The organism is Vibrio sp. PSi01 (assembly GCF_054960695.1).
Genome location: NZ_JBHNYN010000005.1, coordinates 380,453 through 398,329, shown reverse-complemented (window position 1 = coordinate 398,329; position 17,877 = coordinate 380,453). Strand labels below are relative to the sequence as shown.

Below are 17,877 nucleotides of genomic sequence, written 5' to 3'. Positions count from 1 at the left end.
ATGCTTTTGTTCGTGTTGTTACTCCCTGTTAAAGAGTAATGACACCAACAAATCAAATTGTGGTGCCCGGAGGCGGAATCGAACCACCGACACGAGGATTTTCAATCCTCTGCTCTACCGACTGAGCTATCCGGGCAACGGAGCGCTATTAAACGGATTTTCTGCATAACCGTCAACACCTTTTTTGAAAATAATCAAAAAAAACGTTCGTTAGTTGTTTTTTTATTCAAAAGTGAGGCTTACGTTTTACCTTGGTTAAAATCTTTCTTGAATTTTGTTACTTTTTCTAAGTATCGACGCGACTCTTTGTTTGGGTGTTTCTTTGTAAGTGCCCAGTAAGCTTGACTAGGTTGCAATGAGTTTAAGTCACGCATTGCCCGCTTTCTGTCCTTACTGAAGGTATTGAGTACGCCACCAGTACCACCGTTGTATGCTGAGATCATGCTGTATTCGAGAGTTGTCGGGTGTTGCACGTCCTTCAAATAACGATTTTTAAGGATGTAAAAGTACGCAGTGCCAGCATCTATGTTGTTTTCTGGATTGAATAAATACTCAGGACTTGGTTCTCCAGGTTTCTTTTTGACAAGCTTAAAGACATCTCGACCTGCGGTTTTTGGGACAACCTGCATAAGTCCATAGGCATTAGCCCAGCTCACAGCGTATGGGTTAAAACTGCTTTCTGTTTTGATGATCGCGTAAATCAAGTCTTCAGGAATGTCATAACGCTGAGATGCTCGTTGCACTATATCAGCATACTTATAACTACGTTTACTGGCGTGGTCGGCCACCATAGGAATTTCAACGTAGTAAGCTTTTTTAAAGTCGATTTCTTTGGTTTTTAGGTTATTAGCGATCAGATAATCGGCAAACTTATTCGCGCGCCATGTCCATTGGATTGGTTTTTTTTCTTGGTCTACAACTTGATTGTAGAGAAAAGGTTGACCTTCTAACTTGATGCTTTTGGAAGAAAACAGGTCGACATGCGCTGGATCATCTGGCGTTAAAAGCGTTGTCATTATTGCGTTTTTTAGGTGTTTTTTAGGATCTGTGGAGGAAACAGTTTCTACCGTTATGAGGCCTTCGCTAAAATTCACCTCTGAACGACTCAAGTAATTATCTATGTATTTCACATAGTTACTCTTACCCGCTATTTTTACTTCACTGCTTCCCCAGCGCTTTTGGATATTGCCTGAAAAGCTATTGATTAAAGAGTCTAATGCGCCCGTATCTTTTTCAAATTGACCGGGTAGCTCCGCCAAATTACTTACGAATCGGTTGGTCGGTTCATAATTAACATCATAAATGCTTTCGACAAATTCACGACTGCACCCTGTTAATAACAAGGTTATTAGGAAGTAACTTAGCTTTTTCATAGTTCCTCAAACAAAAATGACACCGTAGCGTGAACTATGATGTCATTAAAAATTGCTTAAATAAATGTCTTATTCGCTTGGTGGAGTATAGCCATCAATAACGACATCTTTACCTTCGAAAAGGAAGTTAACCATCTCAGTTTCAAGAAGTTTACGGTGTTCTGGGTCCATCATGTTTAGCTTCTTTTCATTGATGAGCATAGTTTGCTTGCTCTGCCATTGTCCCCAAGCTTCTTTAGAGACGTTGTCAAAGATACGCTTACCTAAGTCACCTGGGTAAAGTTGAAAATCTAGGCCTTCAGCATCTTTTTGAAGGCGAGCACAAAATACAGTGCGGCTCATAGTGGTTCCTCTTATCGCGTTCGCTTATTCAAACGTCGTCGTTTAGTTCAAAGGGTAGGCTCTCAATAAGCTGCTTTACAGGAGCGGCTAGGCCAATTTCTTCCGGTTTTGATAAGTTATACCAGAGACCTTTAGTCCCTTCCATTATCAAATCTGGTTGTTTATCTAATTTTACTAATACTGGCGTGATATCTAAGTGGTAGTGGCTGAAAGTGTGCCTAAACGCGATCATTGTCTTGATTGAATCGGTTTCATTGTCTTTGATCGAACGAAGATCTAGTTGGTGTTCGACCTCTGCATTTTCATTTTGAGGGAAACAGAATAGTCCTCCCCAGATACCAGATTGAGGGCGCTGTTCGAGCCACACTTGGTTGTCGTGATACAGAATCACAAACCATGTTTCTTTTACTGGCTTTTCTTTCTTAGGCTTTTTGCCCGGGAATTCGAGCTGTCTATCGAGCTTCTTAGCTTCACACATGCTTTCAATCGGGCATAAGGTACATTTTGGCTTGCTACGAGTACAAACCATTGCCCCCATGTCCATCATTGCTTGATTGTATTTATCGACATCTTGGTTGGGCGTGTTTGCCTCAGCGTGTTCCCAAAGCTGGTTTTCAACTTTCTTTTGCCCAGGCCAACCTTCAACGGCAAAGCTTCTCGCCAGTGTACGCTTAACGTTACCATCAAGAATCGCATGAGGAAGCTTGTGAACGGATGACAGTACTGCTGCTGCCGTAGAGCGCCCAATACCTGGTAGCGCGTTCATCTCTTCAATCGATAGCGGAAACTCTCCACCATACTGCTCAGCAACGATCTTGGCTGCTTTGTGAAGGTTGCGAGCTCGTGCGTAATAACCAAGCCCCGTCCATAAGTGGAGTACTTCATCTTGTTCGGCATTCGCTAGGTCAATCACCGTTGGAAAACGTTCTAAGAAGCGCTGGTAGTATGGGATGACCGTAGCAACCTGAGTCTGTTGAAGCATAATTTCAGATAGCCAAACGGTGTAGGCGGTTTTGTTTTGTTGCCAAGGTAATTCTTTACGCCCGTAGGCGTCATACCACTTTAATATGGCGGTTGCGAAAGGAGTCACGACATGCTCTATGCTTTGCTATTATTAGGAGTGAAATTGCACCACACTTACGGTTGGATGTAAAACAGACAAATTGTGTGGGAATTTATCCACGGAAAGACTTGCACCGGAGGCAATTCTTTGGATAATCCCCGCTTTGATTAATCAATGTGCAGGCAAAAATCAATGAGTGAAGTGACCACTAACGAATATACTGAAGACGGCAAACTGGTTCGTAAGATCCGTAGTTTTGTTCGCCGTGAAGGCCGCTTAACAAAAGGCCAAGAGAACGCGATGAACGAATGTTGGCCAACAATGGGTATCGACTACAACCCAGAGCTTCTTAACTGGAAAGAAGTATTTGGCAACGATAACCCTGTTGTACTAGAAATTGGCTTCGGTATGGGTGCATCACTGGTTGAAATGGCAAAGAATGCGCCTGAGAAAAACTTCTTAGGTATTGAAGTTCATAGCCCAGGTGTTGGTGCATGTTTGGGTACAGCTCGCGATGCGGGTGTGACGAATCTACGCGTAATGTGTCACGATGCAGTCGAAGTATTTGAGCACATGATTCCAGATAGCAGCCTGCATACGCTGCAACTGTTCTTCCCTGACCCATGGCACAAAGCTCGTCACCATAAACGTCGTATCGTTAAGGCAGAGTTTGCAGAGATGGTTCGCGGTAAGCTGCAACTTGATACCGGTATTTTCCACATGGCAACAGACTGGGAAAACTACGCAGAACATATGATTGAAGTGATGAACGTAGCTCCAGGATTCGAGAATATTGCTGAAGATGGTGATTACATCCCCCGTCCGGATGAGCGCCCGCTAACGAAATTTGAAGCTCGGGGCCACCGTTTAGGTCATGGTGTTTGGGATATCAAGTACAAGCGTACCAAGTAATTCTGAACAAAAAATGAAGGTGAGATCGGATTAAGATCTTAACCTTACATTTTGTGGGATTGATAAAAGCCAACATTATTGTAGTGTTGGCTTTTTTGTCCTTAGGCTTTTATCAAATTAGAAGTTTAAGGACAAAATTGAATGTTATACCCCTACAAAAATAACAATAAGAAGTAAGCTCACATGAAACCAACTCAAGCTATTTTAGCCGAGATTTTAGACGAAGTTCGTCCCTTAATTGGTCAGGGAAAGGTCGCTGACTATATTCCTGCATTGGCTCGCGTATCGAACCAGAAACTGGCGATTGCGGTATACACTAATGAAGGTGAAGTCATTCAAGCGGGTGATGCCAACCAAGCTTTCTCCGTGCAATCAATATCGAAAGCACTGAGTTTGACCTTAGCTATGGTGCTTTATAAGCCAGACGAAATTTGGCAGCGCGTAGGCAAGGAACCTTCAGGTCAAGCTTTTAACTCGATGATTCAGCTTGAAATGGAGCATGGTATTCCTCGTAACCCGTTTATCAATGCAGGTGCTATTGTCGTAGCGGATCTATTACAAAGCCGCCTGTCAGCACCGAGACATCGCTTATTAGAGTTTGTGCGCCAGTTATCGGGTGACACTCATATTGTGTATGACAAGATAGTAGCGGCTTCTGAGATGATGCACAGCGATCGTAATGCGGCTATCGCGTACTTGATGCGTTCATTTGGTAATTTTGAGAACGATGTTATCCCCGTACTCAACAATTACTTTCATGCTTGTGCACTTAAAATGACATGTGTGGACTTGGCGAAAACCTTTAGCTATTTGGCGAACAAAGGTGTGTCGGTTCAGACCAAGAAAGAGATCATCACACCTGTGCAAACCAAGCAGTTGAATGCTTTGCTTGCAACATGTGGTTTGTACGATGGGGCAGGTGAGTTTGCTTACCGCGTTGGTATGCCGGGCAAGTCGGGTGTCGGTGGCGGTATTATTGCCATCGTTCCTGGCGAAATGACGATTGCAGTGTGGTCTCCAGAGCTGGATCCTTCGGGCAACTCGTTAGCGGGCACTCAGGCGCTAGAGCTGCTTTCTGAGCGAATTGGTCGTTCTATTTTCTAAAAGCGCTTTTAAGCTGGGGTTCTACATTTACAAGAGATCCCCAACTCATTCGCCCTCGTTCTTGAGGATGACGGTGTGTTTGTAACTTTCGACGTACTGACCTCTAACTTTTGCGGGATAAGACTTGCTTGATACCCGTCATTCCCGATAGCGACGAAGGAGCGTAATCGGGAATCTATTATTTGTCGGCGCTCAAATTAGAAAAGGGTTGACCCTTAAGCCAACCCTTACGCAATACTTCTCGAATCTCGAACTATTCGTCTTCTTCAGCCATAAAGGCTTCCAGCAAATCATTTAGGAACAGCTTTCCTTTTTCGGTAATCTGCCAATGAGTGTCGGTTTCGCTCAAGTAACCGAGATCTTTTGCCCACTCTATTGTTGGCTGGATCGAGTCAAAGTCTAGCCCCGTCGTATCAATGAAGTCTTGCTTTGGACACGCTTCCATTAGCCTGAAGCGATTCATGAAAAATTCAAAAGGGCGGTCTTCATTAGTGACTTCAAGTTCATCTGACAGATAGGGCTTCACTAAATTCTGATACGCTGCTAGGTAGCCTCTAGGGTGTTTAACCTTAGTGGTTCGAACAATACGTCCATCTGCAAAGCTCAGCTTGCCATGAGAGCCACAGCCAATACCTAGGTAGTCACCAAAGCGCCAGTAGTTGAGATTATGCTGACACTGATATCCCGGCTTGCTGTAGCCTGAAATTTCGTACTGCACATACCCTGCGTCTGCGAGCTTCTTATGACCCAAGTCGAAGATATCCCAAAGGTCATCATCGTCAGGCAGTTTGGGCGTTTTGTAATAGAACATGGTGTTAGGTTCTATTGTTAGCTGATACCAAGACAAATGTGGAGGGTCGAGCTCGATCGCTTTGTCTAGATCAGCCAAGGCCTGATCAATGCTTTGATCCGGTAAGCCGTGCATTAGATCTAGGTTGAAGCTATTTAATCCAATCTTATGCGCTAAGTGAGCTGCGTTGACCGCTTCATCTTGACCATGAATACGCCCAAGCCTTTCCAGTTTCTCTTGCTCAAAACTTTGTACGCCTACCGAGATTCGACTCACCCCTGCCTTTTGGTAACCAGCAAAACGCTCAGCTTCGATAGTTCCCGGGTTGGCTTCCATGGTGATTTCTATTTCAGGTTTGAACGGGATACGCTGTTCAATGCCTTGTAGCAATCGGCCAATTCCTTCAGGAGAAAACAGGCTTGGGGTTCCGCCACCAATAAAGATCGAATGTAGCGGACGAGGCATACCATCGAGCTGATATTTCTCAATGTCAGTGTCGAGATCCTCAAGCAGTGCATCGATGTACTCTTTTTCTGGGATCTCGGCTTTGAGAGCGTGAGAGTTAAAATCACAATACGGACACTTTTGTACACACCATGGGATGTGGACATAAAGGCTAAGTGCGGGTGGAATTAGCGCTGTATTGTGCATTACAGAGCTTGCTCTTTGAGAGTCTTAAATAATGACGCGAGGGCTTTACCACGGTGTGATAGTTGCTTTTTACGCGACGATTCAAGCTCTGCTGAGGCGCAGTTATCTTCTGGCACAAAGAATACAGGATCGTAGCCAAAGCCATTCTCACCGTGTTCTTCAGTCAGAATACGACCTTCCCATTTACCGTGACACACCAATGGTGTTGGATCGTTTTCGTGACGTATTAGAACCAACACACAGTGGAAACGAGCGGTACGTTTTTCAACGTCGACACCTTGCATAGCATCTAAAAGCTTTTCGATGTTTTGCTTATCAGTCGCCCCTTCACCTGAGTAACGCGCTGAGTAGATACCGGGTGCACCATTAAGGTAATCAACTTCTAAGCCAGAATCGTCAGCAATGGCTGGTAGCCCCGTCTCTTTCGCAGCGTGGCGAGCTTTGATGATGGCATTTTCAATGAAAGTTGTTCCCGTTTCAGCGACTTCTGAAACGTTAAACTCACTTTGCGCGACAACGTCAAAACCAAACTCAGACAGAATATCTGCCATCTCGCGAACTTTACCTTGGTTGCCTGTGGCTAAAACAATCTTACTCATGGGGATGTGGCTCTAATAAGTTAGTGAACAGAAAAGTGGTGGTTGAAGCTACTCTTCTATATAGAATTTTTGTGTGAATCGCAGTGGGCCAGTGCCTTTCAAACCTGCGTTAACATCGATATTAAAAGTGATGTTTTCTTCGTGTGTTACAGGGAACTCAGCTAGGTAATAAATCGCATCACCTTCCTTTATTTCGCGGAAGTTAAGCGTGCGAGTGTTGCCTACAAGGTTCTTCGCTGTTCCCGTGATTTTAGCCGTTGTTGCTGGCTTGCCAAGGGAAGCTTTGTCTAAAACGCTGATGTTCAGAATCGCTGAGTAGCCATTTCGCTTAAGCTTATATTGCTTAGCGACTTGAGCTGTTAGAAATGTCGAGTTAAAAGCCGAGTAGTGAACCTCGACATCCTTAATGTTTTTAAATTGTCCTGCTGAGCTTGGTAGGGCAACAAGAGCGGTGAGTAGTGCTGTAATCCATAGACGCATAGAGTGACTCCAATAAATAGCAAAAAGCCATCATAGGATGGCTTTGACTTCAGTTGGGACTTGGCTTGGCGAGCATATTCGAACTTGCTTATGCCGACCGAGCTCTCCCTTTTCTATCTTAATTTGCCCTTTAGCGACCTTAAACTGTTTCGCAAGGTATTTCGCTAAGTGGGCATTGGCTTTGCCATCAACCGGTGGTGCGGTAATGGCAATTTTTAGTTCTTCGCCGTGCAGGCCAACGATTTTATCGCGGCTTGCTTTGGGTTGGATATAAAGCCTAAGAAGAATATCGTCCTCCTCGGCCCAAACGGCTTTTGGCATCGTCAAAGTACCTGATGTTCGTACTTGAATTATAGCTGATACCAAATAGGGCCGATCATGTCGCCCATTAGGAAGTTTGCAAACTGCAGTACAATAAACAAAACCAGTACGCTTAGATCGAAACCACCCATGTCAGGAAGGATACGGCGAATAGGCATTAACATTGGTTCAGTCAGTTGATGGAACACGTACTCGATTGGGCTTCGGCCTTGGCTAACCCAGCTCAGGATTGCACGGATTAGTAGAACCCAGAAAATTAAACCTCCCGCCGCTTTGAGCAGAGAAAGGGCGCCAAAGATCAGGAAGCTGATATCAAATACAGCCGCACCGCCAGAGATAATCAAGTTTAGAGCGACGAACTTAAGTACACACAGTACATAAGCGAAAACAACAGTCGCAAAGTCAAGGCTGCCGATTGATGGAATCACTCGGCGTAGTGGGGCTACAACCGGTTGTGTCGCTTTTACGATAAATTGTGAGAACGGGTTGTAGAAATCTGCACGTGATGCTTGTAGCCAGATACGCAAGATCACAACCATGATGTAAAGATCAAAAACGGTCGAGATCAGAAAGCTCATCGAATTCATATTGTTTCCTTTTTCGGATTTACTTGCCGCTTAGGTATAACCCGAACGACATAATGCTTTTGTACTGTAACGAGTATTAAAACAGTTTTTCCATCTCTTCAGCTCGAGCGACTGCCGCTTGCATGGCTTTGGCTACGATGTCTGATAGTTGATGTTCATTGAACGTGCGCAACGCTTCTGCGGTTGTTCCGCCTTTTGAAGTCACTTGTTCACGCAGAGTAGATAATTCAGTATTTGGATTCGCTACCACCATCTCTGCCGCGCCTAATGCAGACTGCTGCACTAATTTACGAGCGGTTTCTTGGTCGAAGCCTTGGTTGATTGCCTCAGCTTGCATCGCTTCCATAAACAGGAAGAAGTAAGCTGGAGCACTCCCCGCTGCCGCAATGATGTTGTTGATACCAGACTCTTGCTCAACCCAGCTGACTTCACCTACAGCTTGCATCAGCTGAGAAGCGAAGTCTTTATCATCTTGGCTGACCGCTGAGTCGGCATAAAGACCGCTCATCCCTTTACCAAGCAGTGATGGCGTGTTTGGCATCACACGAACAAGGTTCAGTTGGCAGTTTAACATCTCATTGAGTCGATTCGCATTAATACCCGCAGCAATTGAGATAACCAGTTTGTTACTAAAGTCGATGCTTTGTAAGGGGTTACATACATTAGCCATCATTTGTGGCTTCACTGATAATACAACAACGTCTGCTTGCTCAGCTGCGGCAATATTATCGCTGGTAGTATTGATGCCGTATTCTTGCTCTAACGGCAGCCTTCTGGTTTCTGAAGGCGCTGTTGCCGTAATCTTTTGCGCTGGATAACCACTTGCTACTAAGCCCGCTACAATTGAGCGAACCATGTTTCCTGCCCCAATAAAGGCGATGTTCTTATGTTCCATATATAAAATCCTGAGCGTGTCGCTGCGCGGTTAAAGCGAAGCGGTATCAATACTGTATTTTTCGTTGCTACTTGTTGTTGCTTGCTGTAGCTATTTCTTGTTACTTGCTGTGCTATTTCGCGTAATCACGAGCACCGAAAATAGCCGTTCCAATACGAACCATTGTGCTACCAGCCTCAACTGCTGCATCCATATCACCACTCATACCCATCGAAAGGGTATCAATGTCTGCATACTTAGCGACTAGCTTTTGTTGAAGCTTTGCCAATTGAGAAAATGCATTAAGCTGTGATTGATAGTCAGAGACGTTTGCAGGAATTGACATCAATCCTCTTAAAGTGAGGTTAGGGAGCGACGAAATCAACTCTGCGAGTGCAAAAACTGTTTCTTCTGACGTTCCTGATTTGGAATTTTCACCGCTGGTATTTACTTGGATGAGAACTTGCAGAGGTGGAAGCTCGCTTGGTCGCTGATCATTGAGCCTTTGTGCGATTTTATCGCGGTCGACAGAATGAACCCATTGGAAGCTTTCAGCGATTGGACGGGTTTTATTGGATTGAATTGGACCAATAAAATGCCACTCCAAATTTAGATTAGAATGATGTTCTGAAAAGTGTTTTACTTTATCAACACCTTCTTGAACATAGTTTTCACCAAAGGCAACTTGGCCTCCGAGTGCGGCTTCTAGAATCGCATCAATAGGTTTAGTTTTGCTGACGGCTAAAAGTTGCACGGAGTCTGGATCTCGTCCGCACTTTTTCTCAGCACTACGAATCTGTGAGGTGATTTGTTCGATATTTTGTTGAATACTACTCATAGCTGACTTTACTTAAGGGAAAATAAATGGATATCACTGAGTTACTAGATTTTAGTGTAAAGCATAACGCGTCAGATCTACATCTTTCTGCGGGTGTATCTCCAATGGTACGTATAGATGGTGAAGTAAGGAAGCTTGGAATACCAGCTTTGAGTCATGCTGATGTACATCGTTTAGTTTTTGAGATCATGGACGATTCACAACGCGGTGAGTTTGAGGAAAAATTGGAAGTCGACTTCTCTTTTGAATTACCCAATGTTGGTCGCTTCCGTGTTAATGCTTTTAATCAAGCTCGTGGGTGTGCTGCTGTCTTTCGAACTATCCCTGTAGAGATCCCGACTTTAGATCAGCTTGGTGCGCCAGAAATCTTTGAAAAGATTGCGAACTACGAGAAAGGTTTAGTGCTTGTCACTGGCCCTACAGGTTCTGGTAAATCGACAACTTTGGCGGCGATGGTGGATTACGTAAACCGCAATCACAACAAACACATTTTGACGATTGAAGATCCAATTGAATTCGTTCACACCAATAATAAATGCCTAGTAAACCAGCGTGAGGTTCATCGTGATACTCACAGCTTTAAAGCGGCGTTGCGCAGTGCATTACGTGAGGATCCGGACGTGATTCTTGTTGGTGAACTTCGTGACCAAGAGACGATCAGCTTAGCGTTAACCGCAGCTGAAACGGGTCACTTAGTTTTTGGTACTTTGCATACAAGCTCTGCGGCAAAAACTATCGACCGTATTATCGACGTTTTCCCAGGTAGCGACAAAGATATGGTTCGTTCAATGTTATCTGAATCACTACGCTCGGTGATTGCTCAAAAGCTGTTAAAGCGTGTTGGTGGTGGTCGTGTGGCTTGTCATGAAATAATGATGGCGACACCTGCAATTAGAAACTTGATCCGTGAAGACAAAGTCGCGCAGATGTACTCGATCATTCAAACGGGTGCCGCACATGGCATGCAAACCATGGAGCAAAATGCGAAGCAATTGATCGCGCAAGGTTTGGTTGATTCGGACGAGGTCGAGAAAAAGATCGAAATTCAAGCCTCTATGTTTTAATCAAGGTGATAAAAATGGAATTGAATCAAATTCTTGAAGGTATGCTTTCACAAAAAGCGTCGGATCTTTACATCACGGTAGATGCACCGGTTCTGTTTCGTGTTGATGGTGAATTGCGACCTCAGGGAGAGAAACTGAATGCGGCTCAGGTTGCGCTGTTACTGGATGCGATGATGGAGCAAGACAGGCGCGACGAGTACAAACAAACGCGTGAGGCTAACTTTGCTATTGTGCGTGATTTTGGTCGTTTTCGTGTTAGCGCATTCTTTCAGCGAGAGCTACCAGGAGCGGTAATTCGACGTATCGAGACTAACATCCCAACCTTCGAACAATTAAAGCTTCCAGACGTACTACAAGACCTTTCAATCGCAAAACGCGGACTTGTGTTGGTGGTTGGGGCTACAGGTTCTGGTAAATCAACCTCAATGGCTGCGATGACGGGGTATCGCAATACCAACCGTTCGGGGCATATCTTGACGGTTGAAGACCCGATTGAGTTCGTGCACGAACATAAAAAGTGCATTGTGACTCAGCGAGAAGTTGGGCTCGATACCGAGAGCTATGAAGTCGCGCTTAAGAACTCGTTACGCCAAGCCCCTGACATGATCTTGATTGGTGAAATCCGTACCCGTGAAACCATGGAGTACGCGATGACGTTTGCTGAAACCGGTCACCTTTGCATGGCGACTTTACATGCCAACAATGCCAACCAAGCGCTAGAGCGTATTCTTCACTTGGTGCCGAAAGAGCAAAAAGATCAGTTCTTATTTGATTTGTCGATGAATCTACGTGGTGTCGTTGCTCAGCAATTAATCCGAGATAAGAATGGTAGTGGTCGCCATGGTGTGTTCGAAATCCTACTCAACAGCCCACGGGTGTCTGATTTGATTCGTAGAGGTGAGTTACATGAACTCAAGTCGACAATGGCTAAATCAAAAGAGATTGGGATGCAGACCTTTGACCAAGCTTTGTATGACTTAGTCGTTGCAGGCAAGATCAGTGAAGAGGATGCGTTCCATAGTGCCGATTCCGCTAATGATTTGCGCTTGATGCTCAAGACTAAACGTGGTGATGACGATTACGGAGTGGGAGCCTTAGCGGGAGTTAAAATTGATATGGGTTAGATCGATGCTAAATGCTGAAAAAACCGCTGTGAAGGCGGTTTTTTTGGCTAGATAAATTAGTGATTGCCGTAACTATTGTTGTTACCAGAATATCCTCGTTCTTTCTCTAATTTAATTTTTGTCGGATATTGTTCACCGGTATAGCCTGCTGAGCCTCCGCTCATTGAACTGCACGCTGTGATTGCTAGAGAGGCGAATATTGCTAGAAAAATTTTCATATGAACTCCCACGTCCTTATTATGACTTGCTCTGGCACTACGGAGTTAAATTCGTGTGGGATCATAAATTAGCTCAAATTTTGCTCACTTAATTTTTGCTAAGAATATTGCGCTTCAAACCAACTTTCTAAAATGACAACAGCTGATTGGTTATCGACGTTACCTTTGCTTAGCGCTTTATAGCCGCCCATTTCAAAAAGGTCGGCCCTTGCTTCTGTCGTAGAAAGTCTTTCATCATGCAGTTCAACATCCACACCAAAGCGTCCTTTAAGACGGTTTGCGAACTTCTTTGCTCTCGGTGTAATGGCTGCTAAATCTTTACCATGAAGATCGGTTGGTAAGCCAACAACGATAAGGTTTGGCTGCCACTCTTTAATTTGCTTTTCAATATCATCCCAATTCGGGATACCATCTTTGGCTTTGAAGGCTTTTAAAGGGCTGGCTGTGCCCGTGATTTCCTGTCCTATCGCACTACCGATACTTTTTGTACCGTAGTCAAATGCCATAATTGTTCGTGACATGAAGTTTCCAAATTTGTCTGTGTTTGAGGTGTTATTTACTGGTTTGGGCTAAGCATGACCAGCGTCTGCTGAAAGCTGAGCTGCATTAATGCCTAACATCTGCACGGCAACTTTCCAGCGTTCTGAAATTGGCGTATCGAAGATAACCTTTGGATCGGCTTCAACGGTTAGCCATGAGTTTTCAGTCAGTTCGGTTTCCAGTTGTCCTGGTTCCCATCCTGCATAACCAAGTGCGACTAGATAATTCATCGGCTCATCTTCTGTCCCCAACACCATCAAGATATCTTTTGAGGTTGTTACCGAGATTTGATCCGTCATGTTGATGCTGGATTGATAACTGCCTTTGGGTTTGTGCAAAATAAACCCTCGGTCTTCTGCGACTGGCCCACCATTAAGTACTGGCTTATCAAGGCTTGCTTGGTTGGGTTTCGGCTGTTCAGAATCAACCTCAACTTGCTTAAGCATGCTGCCGACAGTGACATCGATAGGGGCGTTGATCATCAAGCCCATCGCACCTTCGTCATTGTGCTCACAAAGGTAGATCACCGAATTTTGAAAATATGGATCTTTCATTCCGGGCATAGCGACCAGAAAGTGGTTCGTTAAATTCATAGAGCCTCCTGCCAGTGTGTTCCCAGTAAAGGAAAAAGAGCGGCGTAAAGCCGCTCATTGTTCTTTGCCTAGATATTTTTGTGTTTTCGAATAGCTAAGGCTTTCTTTAGTTTAGGCTATTTAGCGTTAACGCGACGCTCGATTGCATCCATTAATTTACCCGTTACCGAAACATCAAAAGCAGCTTCAATTTCACGGATACAAGTAGGGCTTGTCACGTTAATTTCAGTCAGCTTGTCGCCGATAACATCAAGTCCGACAAAGATTAAGCCTTTCTCTTTAAGTGCAGGAGCAACTGCTCTTGCGATAGCCCAGTCTGTTTCACTCAGCGGGCGAGCTTCACCTGTACCACCAGCAGCAAGATTACCTCGAGTTTCCCCTTTTGCAGGAATACGCGCTAGACAGTAAGGCATTGGTTCACCGTCAACCACAAGAATACGCTTGTCACCATTGCTGATGTCTGGAACAAAGGTTTGTGCCATAGCGTAATTTTGACCGTGGTTAGTCAGTGTTTCAATGATCACTGATACGTTTGGATCGCCCTCTTTTACTCGGAAGATAGACGCGCCACCCATGCCATCAAGTGGCTTTAAGATCACGTCACCGTGCTCTTCTCGGAATGCTTTAATTTTTTCAGCTTTACGAGTCACGATAGTGGTTGGTGTCAGTTCAGGGAACCAAGCCGTGAATAGCTTCTCGTTACAGTCACGTAAGCTTTGTGGCTTGTTGACGATCAGTGCGCCGTTCTCTTCAGCACGCTCAAGAATGTAAGTTGCGTAGATGTATTCTGTATCAAACGGAGGATCTTTACGCATCAGTACTGCATCTAAATCAGAGAGAGCGATAGTCTGTTCTGATTTGAATTCGTACCAGCCGTTTGGATCTTCTTTTAGTTCAACAACCTTAGTGTCAGCAATGGCTACGCCTTGATCTAAATGTAGATCATCCATTTCCATGTAATGGATTTCGTAACCACGACGCTGAGCTTCAAGCATCATGGCAAAGCTAGAGTCTTTTTTGATGTTAATGGATGAAATTGGATCCATTACGATGCCAAGTTTGATCATTTTTTTCTCCTAGCCTAGATCGCCAAAACGGACTTGTAAGGCAGTAATTGCGGTTAGAGCTGCTGTCTCGGTACGAAGTACACGTGGGCCGAGTAGCGTCTCTTCAAATTTGTATTGTTCTGTCATACCGATTTCTTCAGCTGACAGTCCGCCTTCAGGACCGATCAATAGGCGCACCTTACTGATCGGCTCTGGAAGGGTATTGATTGAGTATTTTGCACGAGGATGCAGGTTTAGTTTTAACGCTTCGCTCGGTTCGCTGCACCACTCTTCAAGTTGCATGATTGGGCGAATAACTGGAACCGTATTACGGCCTGATTGTTCACATGCTGCGATAGCAATCTTTTGCCACTGCGCGAGCTTTTTCTCGAAGCGTTTAGTATCAAGCTTAACGCCACAGCGCTCTGAAATCAGTGGGGTAATGGTGTTGACACCAAGCTCAACCGATTTCTGAATCGTAAACTCCATTTTATCACCACGTGAAATCACTTGGCCTAAATGCAAGTCTAACGGAGATTCGCTGCTACGCTCGATACGTTCAGTAACATTAACTGTGACATTCTTCTTTGATACTTCTGCAATGGTTGCTGGAAATTCAGCGCCGCTGCCATCAAATAGAAGCACTTCTTGGCCTTCTTTCATGCGAAGGACTCGACCAACATGACCCGCGGCATCTTCGCCTAAAGCGAGTGAACCTAACTGATGAATGCGTTCTGGGTGATGGATACGAGGGATTCTCATGCTGGTAAACCTATAAATATGTTCATTTGGGTATTTTATCTCTGCCTAACATGGATGCTTTTAGTCGAAAAAACAAGGGTAGGGCAAGAGTTTCAGAGGCAATTTTGAAACTCTTGTTTGTTCGAGGTGATTGTGTGGTAGAAGTTAGTTACAAGCAGGGTAGACAAATGGGTTGTGATTACCTTGGATAGCATAGATTCGCTCATCACGAGTACATTCCCATTTATTTACGGGAAATTGCTTGTTCCATGCCATCATCAGGTTCGTTTGCTGCTTAGATAGTTTAAAACCGTATTCTTGGCTCATATAAAGATAAGTTCGCGCGATAGATCCTTTTGCTCGGTCCGGTGGCATAACTTTGCGCTGTTTGAAGTTGACCTGCATTTCACACTGACCATAGCTCACGCCATCCATTCCATTCCACTGACTGAAATTGTAATTGGATCGATCACCGTTAACCTCGCCAATGGCAGGTGTCAGGTTATGAAGATCGGCTTCCATCGATTTGAATATCTTGTCATTTCGAGTGCAGTTCTTACGTCCGCCGTCTTGCCAGCATTGACGCTGGTGGCCGAACTGCCAAGCTGGGACCACATGTTCCCACTCAATTCTACTCGCTCGCTTTTGTTGTTTTCTGACTTGATAACCACAACCATCAAGGTCGGGAATACCTTTCTTTTTGTCCTTCCAAGTAATGTCACAGCCACAATAAAATGAGGTCGGGTGGTCGAGATAAATCTTCACTGCTTCTTTTTTGGCTTTGGAAAATGAGCTCGGTGGTGCCGCGAAAACACTTTGGGTTACCAGTAGGCCAAATACTATCGTTAAGTAAAAAGACACAGGTAGGCCAAATGCTTTGAAGGTGATTTTTTGCATAGAAAAAGACTGATAAAAGTATGATAAACATCAGTCTAGCACTCAAATGTTAGATCTCTCTATTAGATTTATTCTATTGAGTTAATCAACCCCTAACTAGCTTAGTTGAGTCCCCGTAAAAGCTAAGGTTTGCTGGCACAGTTGGCAACGGTAGGTCGATTGGTTTCGAAGTACTTTATTGTGTCGCCTTATGGATAACGGGTAAGTGGTGCACTCACATTGGTACTCAAAGGTTTTCCCTTGTACTGAGGTGATTTCAAAGCTGTGAGTGGTTTTGGCTGGTACGTTAAATACCTTTTCCATTACGTACTTCCATTCATTGCCGTGCGGTCTAACGCGTCCAAAGACTTGATGTGTGATCAGGTGTGCGACTTCATGAGGGATCACTTCGTTGATAAAGGCTTCTTCATTTTCTGTAAAAAGTATTTGGTTGAGCTTAATTTCATTCAGCTGCAAGTAGGCTTTTCCTGCTGCCTTACCTCTTAACTTGTAAGTGATGAGCGGGCATGGAAATACACGTGAGAAATGTTGGTTAGCGGTGGTTAAGCATTCCGCCAATTTCTTATTGGCTCGATGTTGTTGCGGGGTGTATGACAAGCGAGTTAACTCCAAATAAAAGGCCTCAGCATTAACGCTAAGGCCTCATAATAACACTGCTCGTCGATCTCTCTACGATTTATACGTGATGTTTCTTTTTGATGATTTCATGATAAGCATGCCATGTACCATAGCCAAGTAGCGGCATGGTGACGATCATTCCGATTCCGTAGGTTGCAAAGCCCACCAGAATACCGGTACAAATAATACTCGCCCACACGACCATTGCAGGGATGTTCGATTTCACGGCATTAAAGCTAGTGAAAATAGCGCTCATGACATCAACACGTCTCTCCATCATCAATGGAATTGAAAAGGCAGAAATACTGAATATTAGGCTTGCGATAACAAAACCAATCACAGAACCCGTGATTAAAAAGGGAGCAAATTCGGTCAATGGCGCGCCTTGTACTGAAGGGTAGAGTGCGTGCAATAACGCAGCGATACGCATCCAGAATATCATCGCGACCATTAATACAATCGCAAAGGCCCATTGATGGGTAGAATTACGCGTGATGGCTTTCATCGAGTGCAATAGACTAGCGTTGTGCCCTTTTTCTCTTTCCCAAGCAGCGTCATACAAGCCCAGAGCAAGAAATGGCCCTATCAACATGTACACGATCAAACTTGGCATCACGACCAAGTGCGTTCCTTGCCACTGGACAAGTTGAACAATGGCGATTGCCGCAGCCATAAAGCACAGCCCGTAAAACGCGCTGATTAATGGCATTCTCACTAAGTCATGCAGAGCAAGCGACAACCAATGAAAGGGTGCAGAAATACTGATTTGGTTGCAAGGAATGGTGCGAGCATAATCCTGATCGCTGACCTTGTGTTTTTTATCGTTCAGTTCGGATGGGTGCGCGGTACGAGGCATAGATCCCCCTAGTTAAATAACGTCCTAGTTATAATTCCATAGAGCTCAATATTGTGGCTTAAATGAGCATTATGGGATTGAGCTAAAGTGCTCGTTATCGTCCTAGTTATTGTTCTAGCGTTCACTTAACTATTGATATTAGGCTTAACTGCATTGGGGTTAAATGTGAGCTTGATCTGCTAGGAGTTACCTTAACTATTGTCATTAGTACTAGAAAACACAAATTATCAATGGCTTTTTATACTA

22 protein-coding genes and 1 tRNA gene are annotated in these 17,877 nt (G+C 44.4%); 4 read left to right on the top strand and 19 right to left on the bottom strand.

Features of this window, described 5'->3' with window-relative positions; all coding sequences use genetic code 11:
* Positions 1 to 60 precede the first annotated feature (60 nt).
* The 4 genes from ACFI6G_RS10880 to mutY form a co-directional block, all read right to left on the bottom strand.
* Positions 61 to 136, bottom strand: a tRNA-Phe gene (locus tag ACFI6G_RS10880).
* A gap of 103 nt (positions 137 to 239) precedes the next feature.
* A complete protein-coding gene (mltC, locus tag ACFI6G_RS10875) occupies positions 240 to 1,373 on the bottom strand; it encodes a membrane-bound lytic murein transglycosylase MltC (protein ID WP_010435635.1) in 1,134 nt (377 codons plus the stop codon).
* Positions 1,374 to 1,442: 69 nt separating this feature from the next.
* Complete coding sequence (locus ACFI6G_RS10870; RefSeq protein WP_010435637.1) at positions 1,443 to 1,715, bottom strand: oxidative damage protection protein; 273 nt, start codon at positions 1,713 to 1,715, stop codon at positions 1,443 to 1,445.
* Between the two features lie 28 nt (positions 1,716 to 1,743).
* Positions 1,744 to 2,805: an A/G-specific adenine glycosylase gene (gene mutY / locus ACFI6G_RS10865; RefSeq protein ID WP_010435640.1), complete on the bottom strand. Its 1,062-nt coding sequence runs from the start codon at positions 2,803 to 2,805 to the stop codon at positions 1,744 to 1,746.
* A gap of 165 nt (positions 2,806 to 2,970) precedes the next feature.
* Here mutY and trmB point away from each other — a divergent pair, with 165 nt between their 5' ends.
* Both trmB and glsB read left to right on the top strand, forming a co-directional pair.
* The gene (gene trmB / locus ACFI6G_RS10860) at positions 2,971 to 3,690 is read left to right on the top strand and encodes a tRNA (guanosine(46)-N7)-methyltransferase TrmB (protein WP_010435641.1); all 720 of its coding nucleotides are present in this window, start codon (positions 2,971 to 2,973) and stop codon (positions 3,688 to 3,690) included.
* A gap of 183 nt (positions 3,691 to 3,873) precedes the next feature.
* Positions 3,874 to 4,794: a glutaminase B gene (gene glsB, locus ACFI6G_RS10855; RefSeq protein WP_462710273.1), complete on the top strand. Its 921-nt coding sequence runs from the start codon at positions 3,874 to 3,876 to the stop codon at positions 4,792 to 4,794.
* A gap of 253 nt (positions 4,795 to 5,047) precedes the next feature.
* Here glsB and hemW read toward each other — a convergent pair whose 3' ends face one another.
* From hemW to ACFI6G_RS10820, 7 genes are all read right to left on the bottom strand, one after another.
* Entirely contained in the window at positions 5,048 to 6,235 is a 1,188-nt protein-coding gene (gene hemW / locus ACFI6G_RS10850; protein ID WP_016788326.1) for a radical SAM family heme chaperone HemW, read from the bottom strand.
* A complete protein-coding gene (locus tag ACFI6G_RS10845; protein ID WP_010435646.1) occupies positions 6,235 to 6,834 on the bottom strand; it encodes an XTP/dITP diphosphatase in 600 nt (199 codons plus the stop codon). Before ACFI6G_RS10845 ends, hemW begins: the two co-directional genes overlap by 1 nt.
* Positions 6,835 to 6,882: 48 nt before the next feature.
* Positions 6,883 to 7,314 (bottom strand): DUF4426 domain-containing protein, encoded by a 432-nt coding sequence (locus ACFI6G_RS10840; protein WP_016768173.1) that lies wholly within the window; start codon positions 7,312 to 7,314, stop codon positions 6,883 to 6,885.
* Between the two features lie 30 nt (positions 7,315 to 7,344).
* Positions 7,345 to 7,635, bottom strand: coding sequence for a DUF167 family protein YggU (gene yggU, locus ACFI6G_RS10835; RefSeq protein WP_010435651.1), 291 nt, complete (start codon positions 7,633 to 7,635; stop codon positions 7,345 to 7,347).
* 29 nt (positions 7,636 to 7,664) lie between these two features.
* On the bottom strand, positions 7,665 to 8,222 hold the full coding sequence (locus ACFI6G_RS10830) for a YggT family protein (protein ID WP_372039411.1): 558 nt from the start codon (positions 8,220 to 8,222) through the stop codon (positions 7,665 to 7,667).
* 76 nt (positions 8,223 to 8,298) lie between these two features.
* The gene (proC, locus tag ACFI6G_RS10825; RefSeq protein ID WP_010435654.1) at positions 8,299 to 9,117 is read right to left on the bottom strand and encodes a pyrroline-5-carboxylate reductase; all 819 of its coding nucleotides are present in this window, start codon (positions 9,115 to 9,117) and stop codon (positions 8,299 to 8,301) included.
* A gap of 112 nt (positions 9,118 to 9,229) precedes the next feature.
* Positions 9,230 to 9,934: a YggS family pyridoxal phosphate-dependent enzyme gene (locus tag ACFI6G_RS10820; RefSeq protein WP_010435657.1), complete on the bottom strand. Its 705-nt coding sequence runs from the start codon at positions 9,932 to 9,934 to the stop codon at positions 9,230 to 9,232.
* 26 nt (positions 9,935 to 9,960) lie between these two features.
* Here ACFI6G_RS10820 and ACFI6G_RS10815 point away from each other — a divergent pair, with 26 nt between their 5' ends.
* Together ACFI6G_RS10815 and ACFI6G_RS10810 are read left to right on the top strand one after the other, a co-directional pair.
* Positions 9,961 to 10,998, top strand: coding sequence for a type IV pilus twitching motility protein PilT (locus tag ACFI6G_RS10815; RefSeq protein ID WP_010435660.1), 1,038 nt, complete (start codon positions 9,961 to 9,963; stop codon positions 10,996 to 10,998).
* Positions 10,999 to 11,012: 14 nt separating this feature from the next.
* Positions 11,013 to 12,122 (top strand): PilT/PilU family type 4a pilus ATPase, encoded by a 1,110-nt coding sequence (locus ACFI6G_RS10810; RefSeq protein ID WP_010435664.1) that lies wholly within the window; start codon positions 11,013 to 11,015, stop codon positions 12,120 to 12,122.
* A gap of 56 nt (positions 12,123 to 12,178) precedes the next feature.
* Here the strand turns inward: ACFI6G_RS10810 and ACFI6G_RS10805 are convergent, their stop codons facing one another.
* The 8 genes from ACFI6G_RS10805 to ACFI6G_RS10770 form a co-directional block, all read right to left on the bottom strand.
* Complete coding sequence (locus tag ACFI6G_RS10805) at positions 12,179 to 12,340, bottom strand: hypothetical protein (protein WP_016785941.1); 162 nt, start codon at positions 12,338 to 12,340, stop codon at positions 12,179 to 12,181.
* Between the two features lie 98 nt (positions 12,341 to 12,438).
* Positions 12,439 to 12,861, bottom strand: a complete 423-nt coding sequence (gene ruvX, locus ACFI6G_RS10800) for a Holliday junction resolvase RuvX (protein ID WP_004735480.1) — start codon at positions 12,859 to 12,861, stop codon at positions 12,439 to 12,441.
* A gap of 48 nt (positions 12,862 to 12,909) precedes the next feature.
* The gene (locus tag ACFI6G_RS10795; RefSeq protein ID WP_010435668.1) at positions 12,910 to 13,473 is read right to left on the bottom strand and encodes a YqgE/AlgH family protein; all 564 of its coding nucleotides are present in this window, start codon (positions 13,471 to 13,473) and stop codon (positions 12,910 to 12,912) included.
* Positions 13,474 to 13,589: 116 nt separating this feature from the next.
* Positions 13,590 to 14,540, bottom strand: a complete 951-nt coding sequence (gene gshB, locus ACFI6G_RS10790) for a glutathione synthase (RefSeq protein ID WP_462710272.1) — start codon at positions 14,538 to 14,540, stop codon at positions 13,590 to 13,592.
* Between the two features lie 9 nt (positions 14,541 to 14,549).
* A complete protein-coding gene (gene rsmE / locus ACFI6G_RS10785) occupies positions 14,550 to 15,281 on the bottom strand; it encodes a 16S rRNA (uracil(1498)-N(3))-methyltransferase (RefSeq protein ID WP_010435671.1) in 732 nt (243 codons plus the stop codon).
* 144 nt (positions 15,282 to 15,425) lie between these two features.
* Positions 15,426 to 16,157 carry an endonuclease gene (locus tag ACFI6G_RS10780; protein ID WP_010435675.1) on the bottom strand — a complete coding sequence of 244 codons (732 nt, stop codon included), beginning with the start codon at positions 16,155 to 16,157 and terminating at the stop codon, positions 15,426 to 15,428.
* Positions 16,158 to 16,253: 96 nt separating this feature from the next.
* Positions 16,254 to 16,754: a SprT family zinc-dependent metalloprotease gene (locus ACFI6G_RS10775; protein ID WP_010435678.1), complete on the bottom strand. Its 501-nt coding sequence runs from the start codon at positions 16,752 to 16,754 to the stop codon at positions 16,254 to 16,256.
* A gap of 79 nt (positions 16,755 to 16,833) precedes the next feature.
* The gene (locus tag ACFI6G_RS10770) at positions 16,834 to 17,631 is read right to left on the bottom strand and encodes a DUF2189 domain-containing protein (RefSeq protein WP_010435681.1); all 798 of its coding nucleotides are present in this window, start codon (positions 17,629 to 17,631) and stop codon (positions 16,834 to 16,836) included.
* Positions 17,632 to 17,877: the final 246 nt, after the last annotated feature.